This is a genomic window from Shimia sp. MIT1388, assembly GCF_047124445.1.
In the GTDB taxonomy this organism is placed as follows: domain Bacteria; phylum Pseudomonadota; class Alphaproteobacteria; order Rhodobacterales; family Rhodobacteraceae; genus Shimia.
The window spans coordinates 2,856,246-2,875,554 of record NZ_CP138921.1; the positions used below are offsets into that span (position 1 = coordinate 2,856,246).

16 protein-coding genes are annotated in these 19,309 nt (G+C 59.5%); 9 read left to right on the forward strand and 7 right to left on the reverse strand.

All coding sequences use genetic code 11. The features are described 5' to 3' along the window. The first annotated feature begins 38 nt into the window (after window positions 1–38). Both recF and gyrB read left to right on the forward strand, forming a co-directional pair. Entirely contained in the window at window positions 39–1,145 is a 1,107-nt protein-coding gene (gene recF, locus SIB92_RS14225) for a DNA replication/repair protein RecF (RefSeq protein WP_412552664.1), read from the forward strand. A gap of 94 nt (window positions 1,146–1,239) precedes the next feature. Further along, the gene (gene gyrB, locus SIB92_RS14230) at window positions 1,240–3,657 is read left to right on the forward strand and encodes a DNA topoisomerase (ATP-hydrolyzing) subunit B (protein ID WP_412552665.1); all 2,418 of its coding nucleotides are present in this window, start codon (window positions 1,240–1,242) and stop codon (window positions 3,655–3,657) included. 84 nt (window positions 3,658–3,741) lie between these two features. On the opposite strand, the gene SIB92_RS14235 is transcribed toward gyrB, so the two are convergent. Both SIB92_RS14235 and pcaQ read right to left on the reverse strand, forming a co-directional pair. Then, window positions 3,742–3,969 (reverse strand): hypothetical protein, encoded by a 228-nt coding sequence (locus SIB92_RS14235; protein ID WP_412552666.1) that lies wholly within the window; start codon window positions 3,967–3,969, stop codon window positions 3,742–3,744. Window positions 3,970–4,079: 110 nt separating this feature from the next. Continuing rightward, a complete protein-coding gene (pcaQ, locus tag SIB92_RS14240; protein WP_412552667.1) occupies window positions 4,080–4,991 on the reverse strand; it encodes a pca operon transcription factor PcaQ in 912 nt (303 codons plus the stop codon). Between the two features lie 91 nt (window positions 4,992–5,082). On the opposite strand from pcaQ, the gene pobA reads away from it, so the two are divergent. From pobA to SIB92_RS14270, 6 genes are read left to right on the forward strand one after another with little or no spacing between them, the layout of a single operon-like run. After that, on the forward strand, window positions 5,083–6,252 hold the full coding sequence (gene pobA, locus SIB92_RS14245; RefSeq protein WP_412552668.1) for a 4-hydroxybenzoate 3-monooxygenase: 1,170 nt from the start codon (window positions 5,083–5,085) through the stop codon (window positions 6,250–6,252). 25 nt (window positions 6,253–6,277) lie between these two features. Then, the gene (gene pcaC / locus SIB92_RS14250) at window positions 6,278–6,649 is read left to right on the forward strand and encodes a 4-carboxymuconolactone decarboxylase (protein ID WP_412552669.1); all 372 of its coding nucleotides are present in this window, start codon (window positions 6,278–6,280) and stop codon (window positions 6,647–6,649) included. Between the two features lie 36 nt (window positions 6,650–6,685). Beyond that, window positions 6,686–7,414 carry a protocatechuate 3,4-dioxygenase subunit beta gene (pcaH, locus tag SIB92_RS14255; RefSeq protein ID WP_412552670.1) on the forward strand — a complete coding sequence of 243 codons (729 nt, stop codon included), beginning with the start codon at window positions 6,686–6,688 and terminating at the stop codon, window positions 7,412–7,414. 2 nt (window positions 7,415–7,416) lie between these two features. Then, a complete protein-coding gene (gene pcaG, locus SIB92_RS14260; RefSeq protein ID WP_412552671.1) occupies window positions 7,417–8,037 on the forward strand; it encodes a protocatechuate 3,4-dioxygenase subunit alpha in 621 nt (206 codons plus the stop codon). 45 nt (window positions 8,038–8,082) lie between these two features. Continuing rightward, on the forward strand, window positions 8,083–8,916 hold the full coding sequence (locus tag SIB92_RS14265) for a 3-keto-5-aminohexanoate cleavage protein (RefSeq protein ID WP_412552672.1): 834 nt from the start codon (window positions 8,083–8,085) through the stop codon (window positions 8,914–8,916). 12 nt (window positions 8,917–8,928) lie between these two features. Beyond that, the gene (locus tag SIB92_RS14270) at window positions 8,929–9,996 is read left to right on the forward strand and encodes a 3-carboxy-cis,cis-muconate cycloisomerase (protein WP_412552673.1); all 1,068 of its coding nucleotides are present in this window, start codon (window positions 8,929–8,931) and stop codon (window positions 9,994–9,996) included. Between the two features lie 12 nt (window positions 9,997–10,008). Here SIB92_RS14270 and SIB92_RS14275 read toward each other — a convergent pair whose 3' ends face one another. The 4 genes from SIB92_RS14275 to SIB92_RS14290 form a co-directional block, all read right to left on the reverse strand. Further along, window positions 10,009–10,602, reverse strand: a complete 594-nt coding sequence (locus SIB92_RS14275) for a 3'-5' exonuclease (RefSeq protein WP_412552674.1) — start codon at window positions 10,600–10,602, stop codon at window positions 10,009–10,011. Window positions 10,603–10,765: 163 nt separating this feature from the next. Beyond that, window positions 10,766–13,825, reverse strand: coding sequence for an efflux RND transporter permease subunit (locus tag SIB92_RS14280; protein ID WP_412552675.1), 3,060 nt, complete (start codon window positions 13,823–13,825; stop codon window positions 10,766–10,768). 11 nt (window positions 13,826–13,836) lie between these two features. Next, entirely contained in the window at window positions 13,837–14,889 is a 1,053-nt protein-coding gene (locus SIB92_RS14285; protein ID WP_412552676.1) for an efflux RND transporter periplasmic adaptor subunit, read from the reverse strand. Further along, window positions 14,883–15,353: a MarR family winged helix-turn-helix transcriptional regulator gene (locus SIB92_RS14290; RefSeq protein ID WP_412552677.1), complete on the reverse strand. Its 471-nt coding sequence runs from the start codon at window positions 15,351–15,353 to the stop codon at window positions 14,883–14,885. The genes SIB92_RS14285 and SIB92_RS14290 overlap by 7 nt, the downstream gene beginning before the upstream one ends. Window positions 15,354–15,622: 269 nt before the next feature. Here SIB92_RS14290 and SIB92_RS14295 point away from each other — a divergent pair, with 269 nt between their 5' ends. Next, complete coding sequence (locus SIB92_RS14295; RefSeq protein WP_412552678.1) at window positions 15,623–17,902, forward strand: ATP-binding protein; 2,280 nt, start codon at window positions 15,623–15,625, stop codon at window positions 17,900–17,902. Window positions 17,903–18,207: 305 nt separating this feature from the next. On the opposite strand, the gene SIB92_RS14300 is transcribed toward SIB92_RS14295, so the two are convergent. Then, window positions 18,208–19,293, reverse strand: coding sequence for a flagellar basal body P-ring protein FlgI (locus tag SIB92_RS14300; protein WP_412552679.1), 1,086 nt, complete (start codon window positions 19,291–19,293; stop codon window positions 18,208–18,210). Window positions 19,294–19,309: the final 16 nt, after the last annotated feature.

The following is a 19,309-nucleotide window of genomic DNA, read 5'->3' on the forward strand; positions in this document are numbered from 1 at the left end:
TGCGGCGCAGGTATTTGAAGAAAGAGAAAGCCGGGCACGTGTCTGAGCTGTTTCTGAAATCCCTGAGCCTGTCTCACTTCCGGTCCCATAAAAAGGGCGCGCTCACCTGTGATGCGCGTCCTGTGGCGCTGTTTGGCCCCAATGGGGCGGGCAAGACCAACATCCTTGAGGCGGTGTCGCTGTTCTCGCCCGGCCGGGGCATTCGCCGGGCCAGTGCCGAAGACATGACCCGCCGTCCCGAGGCGATTGGTTGGAAACTCTCCGGATTGCTACAAGCAACCAACCAAACCTACGAGATCGACATCCGCTCGGAGAACGGCGCCGCGCGGCAGGTGCATGTGGACAACAAAGCAGCGCCACAGACCCAACTGGGGCGGATTTGTCGGGTGCTGTGGCTGATCCCTGCAATGGACCGGCTTTGGATCGAAGGCGCGGAAGGGCGGCGGCGGTTTCTCGACCGCATGACGCTAAGCTTCTACCCGGAACATGCCGAGGCCAGTCTTGCCTATGAGAAGGCGATGCGGGAGCGCAACCGCCTGCTGAAAGAGCAGATCAGCGATGCCCATTGGTATGTAGCGCTGGAGCGTCAAATGGCCGAGGCCGGTGCCCGCATCCATCAGGCCCGCGAAGCCAGTTTGGAGCGCCTGCTGGACGCGCAGGCGGCCACTCAGACTGCTTTCCCAGTGGCAGAGTTGGAACTGATGCAAAGCGAAGGCACGATGCCCGCGACGGAGGCCGACCTATTGGAGGCCTTGGCTGAGAGCCGGTTCCGCGATATTGCCGCCGGGCGCACGTTGGTGGGGCCACATCGCACCGACATGTTGGGCACCTATCGTGAGAAAGGCGTGCCCGCCAAAGATTGCTCTACCGGCGAACAGAAAGCCCTGCTGGTGTCGCTGATCCTGGCCAATGCGCGGGCCCTAAAAGACGACATTGGCGCCGCCCCCATCTTGCTCTTGGATGAGGTGGCAGCGCACCTGGACCCCGACCGCCGCGCAGCCCTTTATGATGAGATTTGCGCTCTTGGCGCACAGGCCTGGATGACCGGCACAGAGGCCGGTTTGTTTGAGGCTTTGGGGGACCGGGCCCAATATGTCGAAGTCACGGATGAGGCTGGGATTTCCAGCTTGTCGACACCGCGCTGATCCCCCTTTGTGAGATCACAAAAATACCTGTCATTTGCGTGACAACCCCGCCCAAACCCGATATAAAATCCGGAAATGAAAAAGGGCGACATGTATGTCTGACAACGCGCAAAATCCCGAGCAATATGGCGCGGATTCCATTAAAGTTCTCAAAGGCTTGGAAGCGGTACGGAAGCGTCCGGGCATGTATATCGGGGACACCGACGATGGCTCGGGTCTGCACCACATGGTCTATGAGGTCGTGGACAACGGCATCGACGAGGCGCTGGCCGGTCATGCTGACGCCGTAACCGTGAAAATTCATGCCGACAGCTCCGTGTCGGTGAGCGACAACGGCCGCGGGATTCCGGTGGATATCCACCCCGAAGAAGGCGTCTCTGCGGCAGAGGTCATCATGACCCAGCTGCACGCGGGCGGCAAGTTTGACAGCAACTCCTATAAGGTCTCCGGCGGTCTGCACGGCGTGGGTGTCTCTGTTGTGAACGCGCTGTCGGTCTGGCTGGAACTGCGCATCTGGCGCAACGGCAAAGAGCACTACGCCAAGTTTGAGCATGGCGATTGCACCCATCACCTCGAAGTGGTTGGCGATTGTGGCGACCGGACCGGGACCGAGGTCCGTTTCATGGCCTCCACCGACACGTTTTCCAACATCGAATATTCGTTTGAGACCCTGGAAAAGCGTCTGCGCGAGCTGGCTTTCCTGAACTCCGGAGTGCGCATCATCATCGAAGATGAACGCCCTGCCGAAGCGCTGCGCACCGAGCTGTTTTACGACGGCGGCGTGAATGAGTTTGTGAAATACATCGACCGGCACAAGACCCCGATGATGGAAACGCCGATCTATGTGCGCGGCGAGAAAGACGACATCGGTGTTGAGGTCGCGATGTGGTGGAACGACAGCTACCATGAAAACGTGCTGCCGTTCACAAACAACATTCCACAGCGCGATGGCGGCACGCACATCGCGGGTTTCCGTGGCGCGCTGACCCGGACTTTGCAGAAATACGCGCAAGAAAGCGGGATCGCGAAGAAAGAGAAGGTCAGCTTCACCGGCGACGATGCGCGTGAAGGCCTGACCTGTGTGCTGTCGGTGAAAGTGCCAGACCCGAAGTTCAGCTCGCAGACCAAAGACAAGCTGGTGAGCTCTGAGGTGCGCCCGGCTGTCGAAGGCCTGCTGGGGGAAAAACTGGCGGAGTGGTTTGAAGAAAACCCGCAAACCGCAAAGATGATCGTGTCCAAGATTGTCGAAGCGGCCCATGCCCGCGAAGCAGCGCGTAAGGCGCGCGAACTGACCCGCCGCAAAACCGCGATGGATGTGAACTTCCTGGCTGGCAAGCTCAAAGATTGTTCCGAGAAAGACCCATCCAAAACCGAAGTCTTTCTGGTGGAGGGTGACTCCGCTGGTGGCTCTGCCCAAACCGGCCGCGATCGGAAAACCCAAGCCATCTTGCCGCTGCGCGGCAAAATCCTGAACGTGGAACGCGCGCGGTTTGACCGGATGCTTTCGAGCCAAGAGATCGGCAACCTTGTGATGGCGCTTGGCACCGGTATTGGCCGCGATGAGTTCAACATCGACAAGCTGCGCTACCACAAGGTGGTGATCATGACCGATGCGGACGTCGACGGAGCGCACATTCGGACCCTGCTGCTGACCTTCTTCTACCGTCAGATGCCGGAGTTGATCGAAATGGGTCACCTCTACATCGCACAGCCGCCGCTTTACAAAGTGGCGCGCGGCAAATCCGAGGTATACCTGAAAGACCAGGCCGCACTGGACGATTACCTGGTGAACCAGGGCATCGAAGGCGCGGTGCTGCGTCTTGGTACCGGTGCGGAAATGACCGGCCAGGATCTGGCGCGTGTTGTGACCGAGGCCCGCCAGCTGAAGCAGGTGCTGGATGCCTTCCCAACCCATTACCCGCGCCACATTCTGGAACAGGCGGCCATTGCAGGCGCCTTTGTGCCCGGCGCGGTGGACGCGGACCTGCAAGGCGTGGCCGACAAGGTCGCCGCCCGTCTGGACCTGATTGCGCTGGAATATGAGCGCGGCTGGACCGGCCGCATCACCCAGGATCACGGCATCAAGCTGGCCCGTATTCTGCGGGGCGTGGAAGAGGTGCGCACACTGGATGGCCCGATGCTGCGGTCTGGCGAGGCGCGCAAATCCGGCACCTTCACCGAAAGCCTGCAAGAGGTCTACAACACCTCCGCCACACTGGTGCGCAAAGACCGTAGCCAAGTCATCAACGGCCCGCTGGACCTTCTGGCCGCAATCCTGGCGGAAGGCGAAAAAGGCCTGACGCTGCAGCGCTACAAAGGTCTTGGCGAAATGAACCCCGATCAGCTTTGGGAAACCACGCTGGACCCGGATGCCCGCACATTGTTGCAGGTGAAGGTCGAGGACATGGCGGAGGCGGATGACCTCTTCACCAAGCTGATGGGCGATGTGGTGGAGCCGCGCCGCGAGTTCATTCAGAAAAACGCGCTGAGCGTGGAAAACCTCGACTTCTAAGTCGATGCACAAAAAACAAGAAAAGGCTGGCACTCCACCAAGAGTGCCAGCCTTTTTTGTATCTCATATCTGCGTCAGGACCGCTTAGCAGCCCGCAGCGTTGTTCGCGAGAGCGCCACCGGCCACAGCACCGCCAGCGGTCAGAATGTCCTTACCGGAGCCGCCTCCCAGTTGGTTGCCCAAGGCACCGCCGACAACCGCGCCGGTCAATGTCGCGCCTGCACAGCCGATGTCTTTTTCGGTCACACCACCGGCACATGCGGAGAGCACGGCCAGGCTGCCAACCATCGCCGGGATCAAAATAAGTTTCATGAAATCACCTCATTGGTTTTTTGTTGTCCCCCATAATATGGAGGTTTTTTTGCCAAAATCAAAAGTGCGCAGGCGAAAAAACGCCTGATTTTGGTCCCCGGACAGGCCAACTAGCCAATGCGCTCCGCAACCTCTGTCAAAACCCGCCGAAACAGAGATTCCGCGGCGGAGAGCTGCCCATCAGTGCGGGCCATCAAGCCAACCGGCCCTTTGGTAAGCGAAGTGTCAAACGGCAGGCGCACCAGCGCGCCGCTTTCCAGTTCTTTGACCACCACCCCATGCGAGATGATCCAGACCGAGTCATGGGAAAGCGCATGGTTCCGGCCAAATGCTCCGGACACGCTTTCAACTTTCCGGCCAATCTCCCCCACGCCCTGCGCCACCAGCGCCCGCTCCACCAAGGGACGGATTGCCGAGGCCTCCGGCGGAAAGATCACCGGCCAATCACCCAAACGATGAATGTCGGGCTGCGCCAACAGCGGATGCCCTCGGCGCACGACGAACTCAACATGCTCATCATAAAGCTGGGTAAACGCGATCCCCCGCATCACCTCCGGCGCGCCCATGCGCCCAATCACAACATCGAGCTGCCCTCGCCGCAACTCCTCGATCAGATAGCCGTGTGGCCCGTCATGAATATGCAGCGTCACATCCGGCGCCAGTTCTGAAAAAGCCTGCACCACCTCCGGCATCAGCCGCGCTGCCACACTGGGCAACGCGCCAACCGAAAGGCTAACCTGCCCCGCCGCCTCCATCTGCGCCACGCCATTGAGACCTTGCTGCAAGGCCGCCAGGCTCATCTGGGCAAAGTGCAAAAACACCTCGCCCTGTTTAGTCAAGCTGACCCCACCGCGATTGCGCACCAACAGATTGGACCCAACAACCTCTTCCAGTTCTTTCAGGGTTTTGGAGATCGCAGGCTGCGTCAGATGCAAATGCTGGGCAGCCGATTTCAGGCTGTTGTGCCGCACAATCTCGGCAAAACACTGGATGTGACGGAACTTGATACGCCGATCGATCATGGCTTGATGCCCATTTTTGGCAAGTATTTCGAACAAAGGCTCATTTTACTTTTCAATTTTGGGAAGTCAAACTGCCAACAGGAGGACTTTCATGCGCACTCAGGTTTGCATCATCGGCGGTGGGCCGTCCGGGCTTTTGCTCTCACAACTGCTGCACCGCAAAGGCATCGACAGCATCGTGCTGGAGCGCAAAACCCGCGATTACGTGCTGAGCCGCATCCGCGCAGGCATTCTGGAAACAGGCTTTGTTGACCTGATGCGCGAGGCCGGTGTTGGTGCCCGCATGGATACCGAGGGCTTTACCCACCATGGCACGGTGATCGCCTATGGGCAGGAAGAGTTTGGCATCTCCTTTCACGCACACACCGGCAAAGATGTCATGGTATATGGCCAGACCGAGCTGACCCGCGATCTCTATGACGCGCGCGAAGCCGAAGGCGGCAATCTGGTGTTTAACGTCGAAGACGTAGTGATCCACGACGCCAAAAGTGACGCGCCTTATGTGACCTATCACGTGGGTAGCACCGAGCACCGGATCGACTGTGACTACATCGCTGGCTGTGACGGCTTTCATGGCGTCAGTCGCCAGACCATCCCCACGTCCGTGCGCCGCGAATATGAAAAGGTCTACCCCTTTGGCTGGCTGGGCGTGCTGTCCGAAACGCCCCCCGTGCATGACGAATTGATCTATAGCTGGTCAGAACGTGGCTTTGCCCTCTGCTCCATGCGCAACGCCAACCTCAGCCGCTATTACATTCAATGTTCATTGAGTGACTCGCCCGACGATTGGAGCGACTCTGCCTTTTGGGATGAACTCAAACGCCGTATTCCCAGCCGCCACGCAGAGGCACTGGTGACCGGCCCATCGATTGAGAAATCCATCGCCGCCCTGCGCAGTTTTGTGACTGAGCCTATGCGTTGGGGCCGCCTGTTCCTCTGTGGCGATGCCGCCCATATCGTACCGCCTACAGGCGCCAAAGGGCTGAACACCGCTGCCTCTGACATCCACTACCTCTACCACGGTCTCGTGCAGGTCTATCAGGACAAGGACACCGCTGGCATCGACGCCTATTCCGAACGGGCGCTGGCGCGCATCTGGAAGGCCGAGCGCTTCAGCTGGTCCACCACCAACCTGCTGCACCGCTACCCGGATCAATCCGAGTTCGATCTGAAGATGCAACGCGCCGAGATCGACTTCCTGCGCAGCAACGACGCCGCACAAAAAGTGTTTGCCCAAAACTATGTGGGCCTGCCCTACTGATTGGGCCAGACAAAGGAGACACACCATGTCTGACAAATTCGCCGCCGGTATGGAGGTCCGCCGCAAGGTGTTGGGCGACGCCCACGTGGACCGGGCCGAGGCCAACAAAACCGCGCTGGACACACCGTTTCAAACCCTGATCACCGAAGGGGCCTGGGGCACTGTCTGGGCCAGCGACGCGATCAGCCTGCGGGAACGCTCCATGCTGACCCTGGCCTTGCTCGCGGCCACCGGCAACTTTGACGAAATCCCAATGCACATCCGCGCCACCGCCAACACCGGGGCCAGCCAGGAAGACGTGATGGAAGTGTTTCAGCACGTCGCGATTTACTGTGGTGTGCCCAAAGCCAACCATGCCATCAAACTGGCGAAACAGACCTATGCAGAGATGGGCTGATCGCGCATTCTATGCGCGCAGGGGAGGAGCAACACTATGAGCAAACCCGCGGAATTTTATCAGCGTGACCGGGAGTGGCACCCGCCTGCTTTCTCGCAGGACTACAAGACCTCCGTGGCGCGGTCCCCGCAAAACGCGCTGATCAGTCTGGAGCAAACCGTCAGCGAAATAACCGGCCCTCGCTTTGGTCATGGTGACGTGACCGAGATGGACCGCGACCTGCTGCACAACTACGCCGCACCCGGCGAAAGCGCGATTGGTGAGCGCATCATTGTGCATGGCCGCGTGCTGGATGAAAACGCCCGCCCGGTGCCCAACACTTTGGTGGAGATCTGGCAGGCCAACGCCGGAGGGCGCTATCGTCACAAGAAAGACGCCTATCTCGCGCCCATTGACCCCAACTTTGGCGGCTGCGGCCGCACCATCACGGACGACAACGGCTACTACTATTTCCGTACCGTGAAGCCCGGCGCCTACCCTTGGCGCAACTGGGTCAACAACTGGCGTCCGGCGCATATCCACGTCTCCGTCTTTGGCACCGCCTTTGCCCAGCGCCTGATCACGCAGCTCTACTTTGAGGGTGATCCACTGATCGCAAAATGCCCGATTGTGAACACCATCCCGGATCAGGCCGCGCGCGGACAGTTGATTGCTGCGCTTGATATGAACGCCTCGGTACCCCTGGACAGCATCGCCTATAAGTTTGACATCGTGCTGCGCGGACGGCGCTCCACCCTGTTTGAAAACCGCATGGAGGGCAATTGAGCATGGTGCAGAAACTTGACTACCTCAAGGAAACCCCATCTCAGACCGCTGGTCCCTATGTCCATATCGGCCTCGCCCCCGGCGCGGCGGGGTTTGACATCTACGAACGCGAGCTTGGCTGGGACATCGCTGGCCCCAACGCCAAAGGCGAGCGCATTCGCATCGAAGGTCTGGTGATCGACGGCACCGGCAGCCCGGTGAAGGACGTGATGCTCGAAGCCTGGCAAGCCAATGCGGAGGGCATTTACCCGCATCCGGAACAAGCGGGTGAAACCGAAGAGGGCTTCAAAGGCTGGGGCCGCGTGATCACCGATTTTGACACCGGCGAGTGGGGCTTTGACACGATCAAACCGGGGCGTGCCATGGGCCGCAACGGGCACCTGATGGCGCCACATATCTCGCTCTGGATCGTGGCCCGCGGCATTAACGTCGGCCTGAACACCCGTCTCTATTTTGACGACGAGGCCAAAGCCAACGCCACAGACCCTGTGCTCAACGTCATCGAATGGGAAAACCGCCGCGCCACATTGATTGCCAAACGCGAAATGCGCGACGGTGCCCCCGTCTATCGGTTCGACATCACGCTTCAGGGCGACAACGAAACTGTCTTCTTTGACATCTGATGACCGCCCCTGTCTGTTGGACGGGGCCAATCAAACGAGATCACCATGAGCAAACCCTGCATCCTGTGCTGCGCCATCACCGGCTCCGTGCCCACCAAAGCGGACAATCCTGCTGTGCCAACCACAGTTAGTGAGCAGATCGAAAGCAGCCACGCCGCCGTGGAGGCAGGCGCGTCGATCATCCACGCCCATGTGCGCAACGACGATGAAACGCCGTCCAGTGATCCGGAGAAGTTTGCCCTGCTCAAAGAGGGGTTGGAAAAACACTGCCCCGGCGTGATCATCCAGTTTTCCACCGGTGGACGCTCCGGTGCCGGTCAGGCACGCGGTGGCATGTTGCCGCTGCGCCCCGATATGGCCTCGCTCTCAGTCGGCTCCAACAACTTCCCCACGCGGGTCTATGAAAATCCACCGGAGCTGATTTCCTGGCTCTCCAGCGAGATGCAGACGTATGAAATCACACCGGAAATCGAAGCCTTTGATCTAAGCCACATCCTGCAAGCCATCCGTCATCATGAGGCGGGCAGGCTCTATGGCCAACTCTACGTGCAGTTTGTCATGGGCGTGAAAAACGCCATGCCAGTGGATCGAGAGGTGTTTGAGTTCTACGTGAAAATCATGCAAGAGCGCGCGCCCAAGGCCGAATGGTGCGCGGCGGGCATTGGCGCGGCGCAGATCACCGTGAACGAATGGGCCATCGCCGCAGGCGGCCACACCCGCGCCGGTCTGGAAGACAACGTGCGTCTGGACCGCAACACGCTGGCGCCCTCCAATGCCGCCCTGATCGCCCGCGCGGCAGAACTGTGTGAGAAATACGAACGGCCTGTGGCCACACCAGCGCAAGCGCGCGAAATCCTTGGCCTGCGCGCCGCAACCTGATCGGCCCTGACCATGAACCCGATGACCCATGCCGCCCATCTGTTTGGCCCGCTGTTCTCTGACCCAGAGAGCGAGGCACTGTGGGGCACCGCGCGGTTTGTCGACGGGTTCATCCAGTTTGAGCGAGCCTTGGCCGAGGCGCTGGCAGAGGCTGGCGTGGTCGATCACACAGTTGCGTCAGACGCGCTGGAAGACATCAATAGCTTCCAACCGGACCTCACATTGATCGCCGAAAACGTGGTGCAGGACGGCTTGCCTGTGCCGGAATTTGTGCGTCAACTCAAAGCCCACGCACGGTCCAAAGCTCTCCCTGCCATTCACACCGGTGCCACCAGTCAGGACCTGATCGACACGGCGGTCTCGCTGATCCTGCGCGACACAAATGCGCGGTTTGAGCCGCAGCTCGCGGAGGTGCTATCAGCGCTCGACGCGCTCACGGACACATGGGGCGAAGCCACCATGATGGGCCGCACCCGCATGCAGGCCGCTTTGCCTATCTCCGTGTCAGACCGCATCGCAACATGGCGCAATTCACTGGCGACGCACGCAGACCGTCTCACAGCGCTGCGTCCGCAAGTCGAGGCCTTGCAATTTGGTGGCCCTGTGGGCAACCGCGCCAGCCTTGCGCCAAACGGCGATGCCGTCGCGTGCGCCTTAGCCAAAAACCTCAGCCTGTCCAATCCTGACCGCGCCTGGCACGCCACGCGCGAAAGCCTAACCGACTACGCCAGCTGGCTGTCGGTGGTCACCGGCAGCTTGGGCAAGATGGGGCAGGACCTCGCCCTAATGGCGCAACAAGGCGTGGACGAGGTAAAGTTCTCCGGCGGCGGCACCAGCTCTGCCATGCCACACAAACAAAACCCGGTGCGGGCAGAGTTGCTGATCACCTTGGCGCGCTACAACGCCACACAGCTGCCCGCCATGCACCACGCCCTGGTGCATGAACAGGAGCGTTCCGGCAGTGCATGGTCGTTGGAATGGATGATCTTGCCCGCGATGGTCACCGCCACCTCAACTGCCTTACGTCACGCCGAAGAGCTCATCCAAAGCATTGAGAACATGGGGCAATTTGCACCTTAAAACTTTAGAGTCTCAAAACTCAAACGTCAGCTGCAGGTGTTTGATCTTACCGGTGATCTCTTCAATCGTGCACTTCAACCGCTCTTCGGCCAACAGCACCACCTCCGCCGCCGCCCGCGCATCTTCGCCCGCATCGTGGTGATGAAACTCAAGCCCCAACGCCTTTTTCAGGTGCCCCAGTCCATGCCCGCCATTGCCGCGAAACTCCGGCCAGGCTTTGCGCGCGATCTTCACGCTGTCCGCCCATTCCATTTTGGGCCCATTGAGCCCCGCCGCCCGGCAGGCGGCGGTGATGGCCTTCTGGTCAAACCCGCTGTGCTGCACCATCAAATGCCGTGACAACAGCGGCAGCATCCGCTGCCAGGCCTGCGCAAAACTCGGCGCATCCCGCACGGTGCCCGCATCAATCCCGGTCAACTCAGTGTTGAAGTCGGCAAAATCCTGTTCGGGATTGATGTAGGTGGAAAACGTCTCAATCCCGCCATCGCTGCGCACGCAGGCCAGACCAATCTGGCTGATCGAGGCGGCATCACGGTTGGCGGTCTCCACATCCAATGCAATGAAACGAAACAGCCCATCTGGCAAAGGGGCATCAGGCAGGAACACGGCGTGCCTCCTGTCTTTGCGATGCCATCACTGTCAAACTGCTTCGCAACATGTCTTTGTCTTGTGCCTTCTCGCGGGCCGGGACCGCCCCTATGCCAGCTTAGCGCAAAAAACAAAAGGCCGCCCAACTTGGACGGCCTCTCTATTTTCATGACGGTGAACGTCAGGCAGGCACCGCGGCCGCCACCTTCTTCTCCCGCCGTTCTTCTTTGCCAAAGAACACCAGATAGAACACCGGCGCAGCAATCAGCGTCAGGATGGTCGCAAAGGCCAAACCGCCCATGATGGTAATCGCCATCGAGACAAAGAACGCATCGGTCAACAAGGGCGCCATGCCAAGGATGGTTGTGACCGCCGCCAGCATCACCGGCCGCAGACGCGACACGCTTGCCTTAACAATGGCGTCGCGCATCGGAAGACCTTCGTCGCGGACAAAGTCGATCTCCTCGACCAACACGATGCCGTTTTTGATCAACATACCCGACAGACTCAGCAAGCCAAGCAAAGCGGTGAAGGTAAAGGGCATGTCCGTGCCCAACAGACCCAGCACCACGCCGTTCACCGACATCGGCACCAACAGCCAGATGATGATCGGCTGACGGATCGCGTTGAACAACAGCACCGAAATCAGCACCATGATCAACAGACTCAGCGGCAGCTGTTTGCCCAGGCTTTCCTGCGCCTCCGAGCTGTTTTCAAGCTCGCCACCCCATTCCATCTTGTAGCCGACCGGAATGTCCATCGCCTCAATTGGCCCGGTCACCTGCGCCTGCACCTGTGCAGCCGTCAGACCAGAGCGTATGTCCGCGCCAACCGTGATGGTCGCCACGCGGTCTCGCCGATGGATCAATGTGTTTTGCGTCTCATGCACAAAGCCGTCGACCATCTGCTCCACCGGAACAAAGCTGTTGGAGGTGGTGGAATAGACCACCTGATCCACCAACCCAAAGGCCCCGTCCGCCTGACGCCGCAGGATGATCGGGATCAGGCGCTCGTTCTCGCGGAACTCGCCAGTGGTCAGCCCGTCGGTGGCAAATTGGAACATGTCAGCGATGTCTTCGCGGTCCACACCGGCGGTCTGCGCCCGTTCGGTGGCATAGATCGGCTTGATCACCAACTCCTGCTCCCGCCAGTTGGTGCGCACGCTGGTGATGTCTTCGGTTGTACCGGTCAACACCTCTGCCGCTTGGGTCGCCAATTGGCGCAACACCACCGGATCGCTGCCAGAGAAGCGCACCTGAATTGGATCGCCGCCACCCGGTCCAAAGACCAGACGCTTGGTGCGGAACTCACCTTCGGGCAAGGCCTCTGCGCCAAAGGCCTCAAGGTCCTTTTGCAGCGGCGGGATCGCTTCCAAGTTTTCCGCCCGCACAATGATATGTCCGTAACTTGGGTTGGCCTTCTCCGACTCATAGGTCAGCATGAACCGCGTCGCACCCTGCCCCACGAAGGTGGCATAGCTCACCACATCGTCACGCCCATTCAGCCACTCTTCGAGCACCGCCATCTGATCCGACGTTGTCGAAATTGGCGTGCCCTGCTGCAGCTTGTAGTGCACAAAAAACAGCGGCGTATTGCTGTCCGGGAAGAACTGCTGCTTCATCAGGCCAAAGCCCGCGTAGCACACCGCTGTGACAGCAATCAGCCCCACAATCACCAACCAGCGCAGCTTCAACGCCAAACGCAGGCTTGCACCGTACATGCGGAAAATCAGCCCACCATAGGCGTCGCCTTCGCCACCTTTGCCCTGTTTAAACAAGTAGTGGCCAAGCATCGGCGTCACGGTCAGTGCCAGCACCCAGCTCAACAAAAGCGAAATGCCAATCACTGCAAACAGCGAGAACAGGAATTCCCCGGTCGCATCCGGGCTCAGGCCGATGCCGGCAAAGGCCATGATACCAATGATGGTCGCGCCAAGCAGCGGGATTTGCGTTTTTCCAGAAGCCTCATCAGCTGCTTCGCGGCTGTTTTTGCCCTGCAGCATCGAAATCTGCATGCCCTCGGCAACAACAATGGCGTTGTCCACCAACATGCCCATCGCAATGATCAACGCGCCAAGGGAAATCCGCTCCATCTCGATGGAAAACAGTCCCATAAACAGGAAGGTGCCCACCACCGTCAGGAACAGGGTCACGCCCACCACCACGGCGGCACGCCAGCCCATAAAGATCGCCAAAACCGCAACCACAATGGCCACCGACATCGCGAGGTTCACAAGGAAGTCGTTGGAGGCTTTCTCCACCACCACGTGCTGTTGATAGATCGGGTGCAGCTCGACACCTGCGGGGATATCGCCAGCCATCTGCGCCAGCTTTTCATCCACGCGTTTGCCCACCACCACGATGTTTTCGGTGGCAATGCCAGCGACACCAAGCGTGAAGGCCTCCTCGCCGTTGAAGCGAATGATCTGACGTGGATTGTCCACGCGATCCCGGAACACGCGGCTGGTGTCTACAAGGTTCACCACCTTGCCGTCTTGGCCCAGCGACAGGCCCGCAATTTCCGAAACAGTATCAGAGCCATCCGGCCGCATGATACGGGTGCGGGCACCGTCGATTGTCACGGTACCGGCCGCATTCACCGCATCCGCATTGGCAATCGCCCCCGCAATCGCGTTTAACGAGATGTTCTGGTTCACCGACAGCGCCAGATCCGGCTCCACAAAGATCGCCTCTTCAGGCAGGCCTTGGATATCGACATCCGCGACGCCATCGACGGTCAGCAACTCGCGCCGCAGGAAGGTTGCCAGCTCATGTTTCTCCGCATCGGAAAACCCCTCGGCGGTCACGCCAAGGAAGATGCCGAACACATCGCCAAAGCTGTCATTCACCAGCGGTGTACTTACACCAGTGGGCAGATGCCGCCCCGCGTCCGCCACCTTGGCGCGCAGGCGGGTCCACACTTCCGGCAGCTCATTGCCGTCATAGGTCGATTTGATGTGCACATCGATCTGCGACACACCGGGTTGGTTGATCGAGGTGATGTAATCCACCTCTTCCATCTTCTGGATGGCAGATTCCAGAGGTTCAGACACCTCCACCGCCACCTGCTCCGCCGTGGCGCCCGGGTATTGGGTGACCACAACCGCCTGTTTGATGGTGAAGGCCGGGTCTTCCAGCCGCCCCAGGTTCAAAAAGCTGACCGCGCCGCCAATCAGGAAGATCAGGATGATCATCCATGTGTAGATCGGCCGATCGATGGATCCGCGTGCAATATTGACCATCGACCGCGCCCTCAGTTGCCAAAGCCGACAAAGCGGCGCACGGCTTGGCCGTCGGTCAAGGCACCGCCACCGGTCAGCACCACTTCGTCACCGTCGTTCAGGCCCGCATTGATGCGCACCATGCCAGCTGTGGCCGGTTCGCTTTCCACCGCGACCCAGGTCACTTTGCCTTCATCGCCACCCTTTGGATCAAACCGCATCACACCGGTTGCGCCTTTGTCATCCACCACAATCGCCGTTGGCGGCACCAGAATGCCAGAGGATGGCTCTGCCGCGCTCACGGTCACGGTCACGGACGAACCCGGCAGGATCACTTTGCCCTCAGGCGGCGTCATGCCAAAGGTGATGCGGAAGGTCTGCCCCACGCTGCTAGTCTCCGCGTCAAACTCGCGGATTTGCAGATCAAACTCCTCGTCATTGCCCGGGAAGCGCGCCTTGATGGTCACGTTCTGCTCATTGCCCGCACGCTGGAACAGAATCTCCGGCACATCCACTTCAATACGCAACTCGCTCAGGTCGTGAATCCGCACCACCGGGCTGCCCGCGCTCACGGTCGTGAACAGCTCCACATTGCGGCTGGACACCAGCGCATCAAACGGCGCTTTCAACGTGGCATGGCGCAAGGACCATTCCGCGTTTTTCACCGCGATCTGTGCCAAAGACGCCTGCGTTTCCGCGTCGTCCAAGGTCACCTGACTCACCGTGTTGCCGCGCAGCTTGTTGAGGCGCTCCACTGTGCGATCTGCTTGTTCTTTCTGCAAAATCGCCTGATTGAGTTGCAACTCAAAGATCTCCAGATCGAGCCGCGCAATCACGTCGCCTTCGCCAATATTCAGACCTTCGGTCACCGGGAAATCGACAATCTGCCCGCCCACCTGAAACGCCAGATCCACCGACTGGCGCGCTTTCACCTGACCGAAGAACTGCCGCTCAAAGGCGACCGGCGCTTCGCTCACCACCATGAGTTTCACCGGCTTCAACACGTCCTGCGCCAGGGCCGCGACCGCGCCGCTCACCGTGATCATCGCCGCTGTGGCGCAGATTTTTCCAAACTTTTTCAGCATTCTTTTTCCTCCAATCGCCCGGCCTCTACGGCGCCGGGCATGGCTTTCACGGCCAATTTGGCAAACTGGGAGATTTCCTCGACGGTCATGCCGCAAATCTCACGGAACCGGAGCTTGACCGCGTCCATCAACGTGGCCCGCGCCGCCAACCCTTCCGGAGTCAACTCTAACACAAGCGCGCGTCGGTCTTTCGGATCACGCGTGCGCTGCACAAAGCCGCGTTCTTCCAACGCGTCCGCCACCGGCGTGATCGCCGAAGGAATACAGAAGGTGTCCTCCGCCAAAACCCCCATGCGTTTTGGCCGGTCCATAAACACCAATATCCGCCGCTCCATTTTGGTGAGCGGCGGGTCGATGTTGATGTCTTCCAGCTCCGCCTCAATCTGATTGAACAGAGCAAAGACACCGATGATCGCCAGAAACTCGTCCGGCAGATCAGTGTTGGAAAATAAATCGTCAGGCACGCGCGATTCCCTGAATTATTTCAGATTTTGAAATATCCAAATACAGAAGCTTTAAGAACAAACAAGGGGCAAGACTGAAAAAACATGTCTTGCCGACACATCAAATCACCTGACTTTTCAGGGCAATACCCGCAACGCTGCGCCAACACGATCACGGAAACTTCTCGAAAATTTTATTAGAAGTCAGAGTGTTACCCGGCTGACCGAGTGATTAAATTAACACTGTTTCGCTATGCATTCCGCACGAAAGATTACGTGGTGCGTGAACTATGGTGGCAGATCCAGGACAACAATTGCGGCATTCTGCGCGTGCGGCAACGCGTCAGCGCAGCTTGCTGACCCAATATGCGACCGAACGTGTACGGGCTTTTAAACAGCGCGCCGTGATCTACAGCCTCGGCGCCTTGATGGCAATTTTGGCCACCGGACCTATTGTGGGTGGCTGCGCCACCGCCCTGCTGGTGATCGGTGAAGCCGTGGACATGTGGGTGCTGCGCCGTATTCCCGCACGCCTGCGCGCCGGAGAGAGCCTCGCCTCGTTACGACGCGCGGCGGTGAACAGTGGCGCATTCCAGGCAATCAGCATGTTTCTCGCCACCACGCTTTACGTGGTGGCCGTTGGAAAAGAGGCCTCCATCATGGGGGTCGCGGGGGTGCTCGGCATGGGCATTGTCAATGGCGCACTCATCCTGCCAACCAACCCCAAATTGGCCATCTTCAAGATGGGTCTGTTTGTCCTAACGCCCCTGTTTCTACTGGTGCTGCAAGCGATCCGCTTTGGCGGCGAAATGGCAATGCCGCATGTAAATGTGCCGGAACTGATGGTGGTCATCAGCATGGGCTATATGTGCTTTTCCTTTGTCAAAGCCGGCGTGGACAACTTCCGCAAAACCGAAGCCCTGCAAAACAGCCAGAAAAACCTGACCGCCGCCAATGACGCGCTCAGCAAACACCGCAACGAGTTACAGCGTCTCTCGATGGTCGCGCGCAAAACCAATGACGCGGTGATCCTTTCTAACACAAATCAGAAAATTGAATGGGTGAACGAGGCCTTCACCACCCTGACCGGCATCCCCGCCAAGGACATCATCGGCAAGCCCACCCACCTGCTCGCGCAACTGTCCAATGCAGACACCAACATCACCCAAAAAGTAGCCCAAGCCATGCGCGAAGACAGCGACGGCAAAATCGAGGTGCGCCACAGCCAGGAGGACGGACGCAAGCGGTGGAGCGAAATGCAGATGCTGCCGGTGAAAAACGCGGACGATGAAGTGGATTTTTATGTCACCATCGCGCGCGACATCACCGCCATCAAAGATCACGCCAGCAGCATGCGCAAAGCCCGCAAAGCAGCTGAGGAAGCAGCCCGCACCAAGGCCGACTTCCTGGCCAATATGAGCCACGAAATCCGCACACCGCTCACCGGCATCATCGGCATGGCCGACCTGTTGTCGGAAACCGAGCAGACCGACGAGCAGGATGACTACACCAAAACCATCATCGGCTCTTCGCGCAGCCTGCTGACGATCATCAACGACATTCTTGACCTGTCCAAACTGGACGCGGGCAAGCTGCAAATCACCAACAGCACCTTTGACACCCGCGCCTGTTTCAAGGAAACGCTGCGCCTGCTGGAAACCGCCGCCTATGACAAGGGCATTGGGCTCAACCTGCACATCGCTGAGGATGTGCCCACGCACCTCTTTGCGGATGACGTCCGCCTGCGCCAGATCGCCACCAACATCATCGGCAACGCCACCAAATTCACCGAGTTTGGTAAAATTGACGTCGACGTGTGGATGGACGGTCTGGACGAAGATGACAGCATGGCCGCGCTGACCCTGAACTTTGCCGTGCAGGACACTGGCATCGGCATCCCCAAGGATAAGCTAGCGGCGATCTTTGACGAATTTACACAGGCCGAAACCTCCACCACCCGCCGGTTTGGCGGCACCGGGCTGGGCCTCACGATCTGTCGCATTCTGACCGAACGCATGGGCGGCGAAATCTCCGTCACCTCCGAATTTGGCGAAGGCTCCCGCTTCCTGGTGAGCCTGCCAGTTGAGCTGCCGCCCGCAGGTGCGCCACAGCTGACAGAAGCCACAGCCAGCGAAGCGCCGGACTATGACGCCTTGGATCTCGCGGGTCTCAACGTGCTTGTGGCCGAGGACAACCGCACCAACCGGTTGCTGATCTCCAAATACCTGGAACACCTGCCAATCACTCTGCGGTTTGCCCATGACGGCTATGAGGCGGTCGAAGCCACGCTGGAAACACCACCGGACCTGATCTTCATGGATATGTCGATGCCCAATATGAGCGGGATTGAAGCCACTGAAGCCATTCGCGCCAGCGCCGTGCAACAGCCGCACATCGTTGCGCTGACCGCCAACGCGTTTGAGGCGGAAAAACGTGCCTGTTTGCAAGCTGGCATGGATGATTTCCTCACCAAGCCCATCCGCCGCGCCGATCTGGTCGACTGTTTGCAACGCCACGTGGGCCACCGCAACACACCCTCCTCGGCCGTGCAGTCAGCGCTTCAAGCCTGATCTCCTTGTCTTGCTCGATGCGCAACTCATGAGCCCTCTACACGCCAAGTTTGGAGCGTGTCGTCGGCTGAGTGGCGCCCGTCCTCCCCTCTTCAGACCGCCAGGCCTCTGACACCGCGCGGCGGTTAAGCCAGCCGCACACGGCAACAAAATAGCACGCCCTCACTGATGGCACCCCCAGCCCTCCGGCCCCGCTCTCAGAGCTTCTCACCGCGCGGCGGACAGCCGACGCGCCCCCTTGCGCACAGCAAAAAGGGCGACATGCCCTAACATGCCGCCCCTCGCGCGTGTCTTGTTAAGTGGCCTTAGCGCACAATGAACTCCGCATGCAGCGCACCCGCCGCTTTGATGCTCTTGAGGATGTCGATCATGTCCCGCGGGGCCACGCCCAGCGCATTCAGACCTTCGATCACTTCACTCAACGACGTGCCCATCGGCACTTCCGCGAGGCCAATGCCTTCGTCCTCGTCAATCTCCGCCTCAGTCCGCGGCACCACAACGGTTTCACCATCGGCAAACGGATTTGGCTGCACCACAAGGGGCGTTTCCCGGACCCGGAGCGTCAAGCCACCCTGGGAGACCGCCACGCGGGAAATCCGCACATCGTCGCCCATCACAATGGTGCCGGAGCGTTGATCCACCACCACGCGGGCCTTGCGTTCAGGCTCCACAGATATGTTCTCAATCTGGCTCAGCGCATGCGCCGGAGAGGCCTGATTGGTGCGATCGATGTCCACTTGCACGGTGCCCGCATCCAGCATCAGCGCGACACGGCGGCCATAGCTGCGGTTGATCGCTTCCTCAATCCGGTTGGCTGTTGTGAAATCCGGCTCCCGCAACGCCAGACGCATGTTGGTCAGCGTGGAAAAATCAAAGTCGATCTCTCTCTCAATGCGGGCGCCGGAGGGGATCACACCCGACGTGGGCACGCCCTTGACGACGCCACCGGCCTCGCCTTCGGCTGCCACGCCCCCTGCGATCACCGTGCCCTGGGCGACTGCGTAGATCTCACCATCGGCCGCATTCATCGGTGTCATCACCAATGTGCCGCCCAAAAGGCTTTTGGCATCGCCAATCGCCGAAATGGTCACATCCACCGTGCCGCCTGCACGGGCGAAGGGCGGGAGCGTTGCGGTTACAAACACCGCCGCCACATTCTTGGGACGCATGTTCTCGCCGGTGATGTTCACACCCAACCGTTCGAGAATATTGCCCATAATTTCTTCGGTGAACGGCGCATTCCGCAGCCCGTCCCCGGTTCCGTTCAGGCCAACCACCAAACCGTAGCCAACCAGATCATTGCCTCGTACACCGTCAAATTCTACCAGATCTTTGATCCGGATCGGCGCTGCTGCTGCCATGACTGGCATCAGTACGAGGAGCAGTAGCATTCTTGCTAAGCCCATG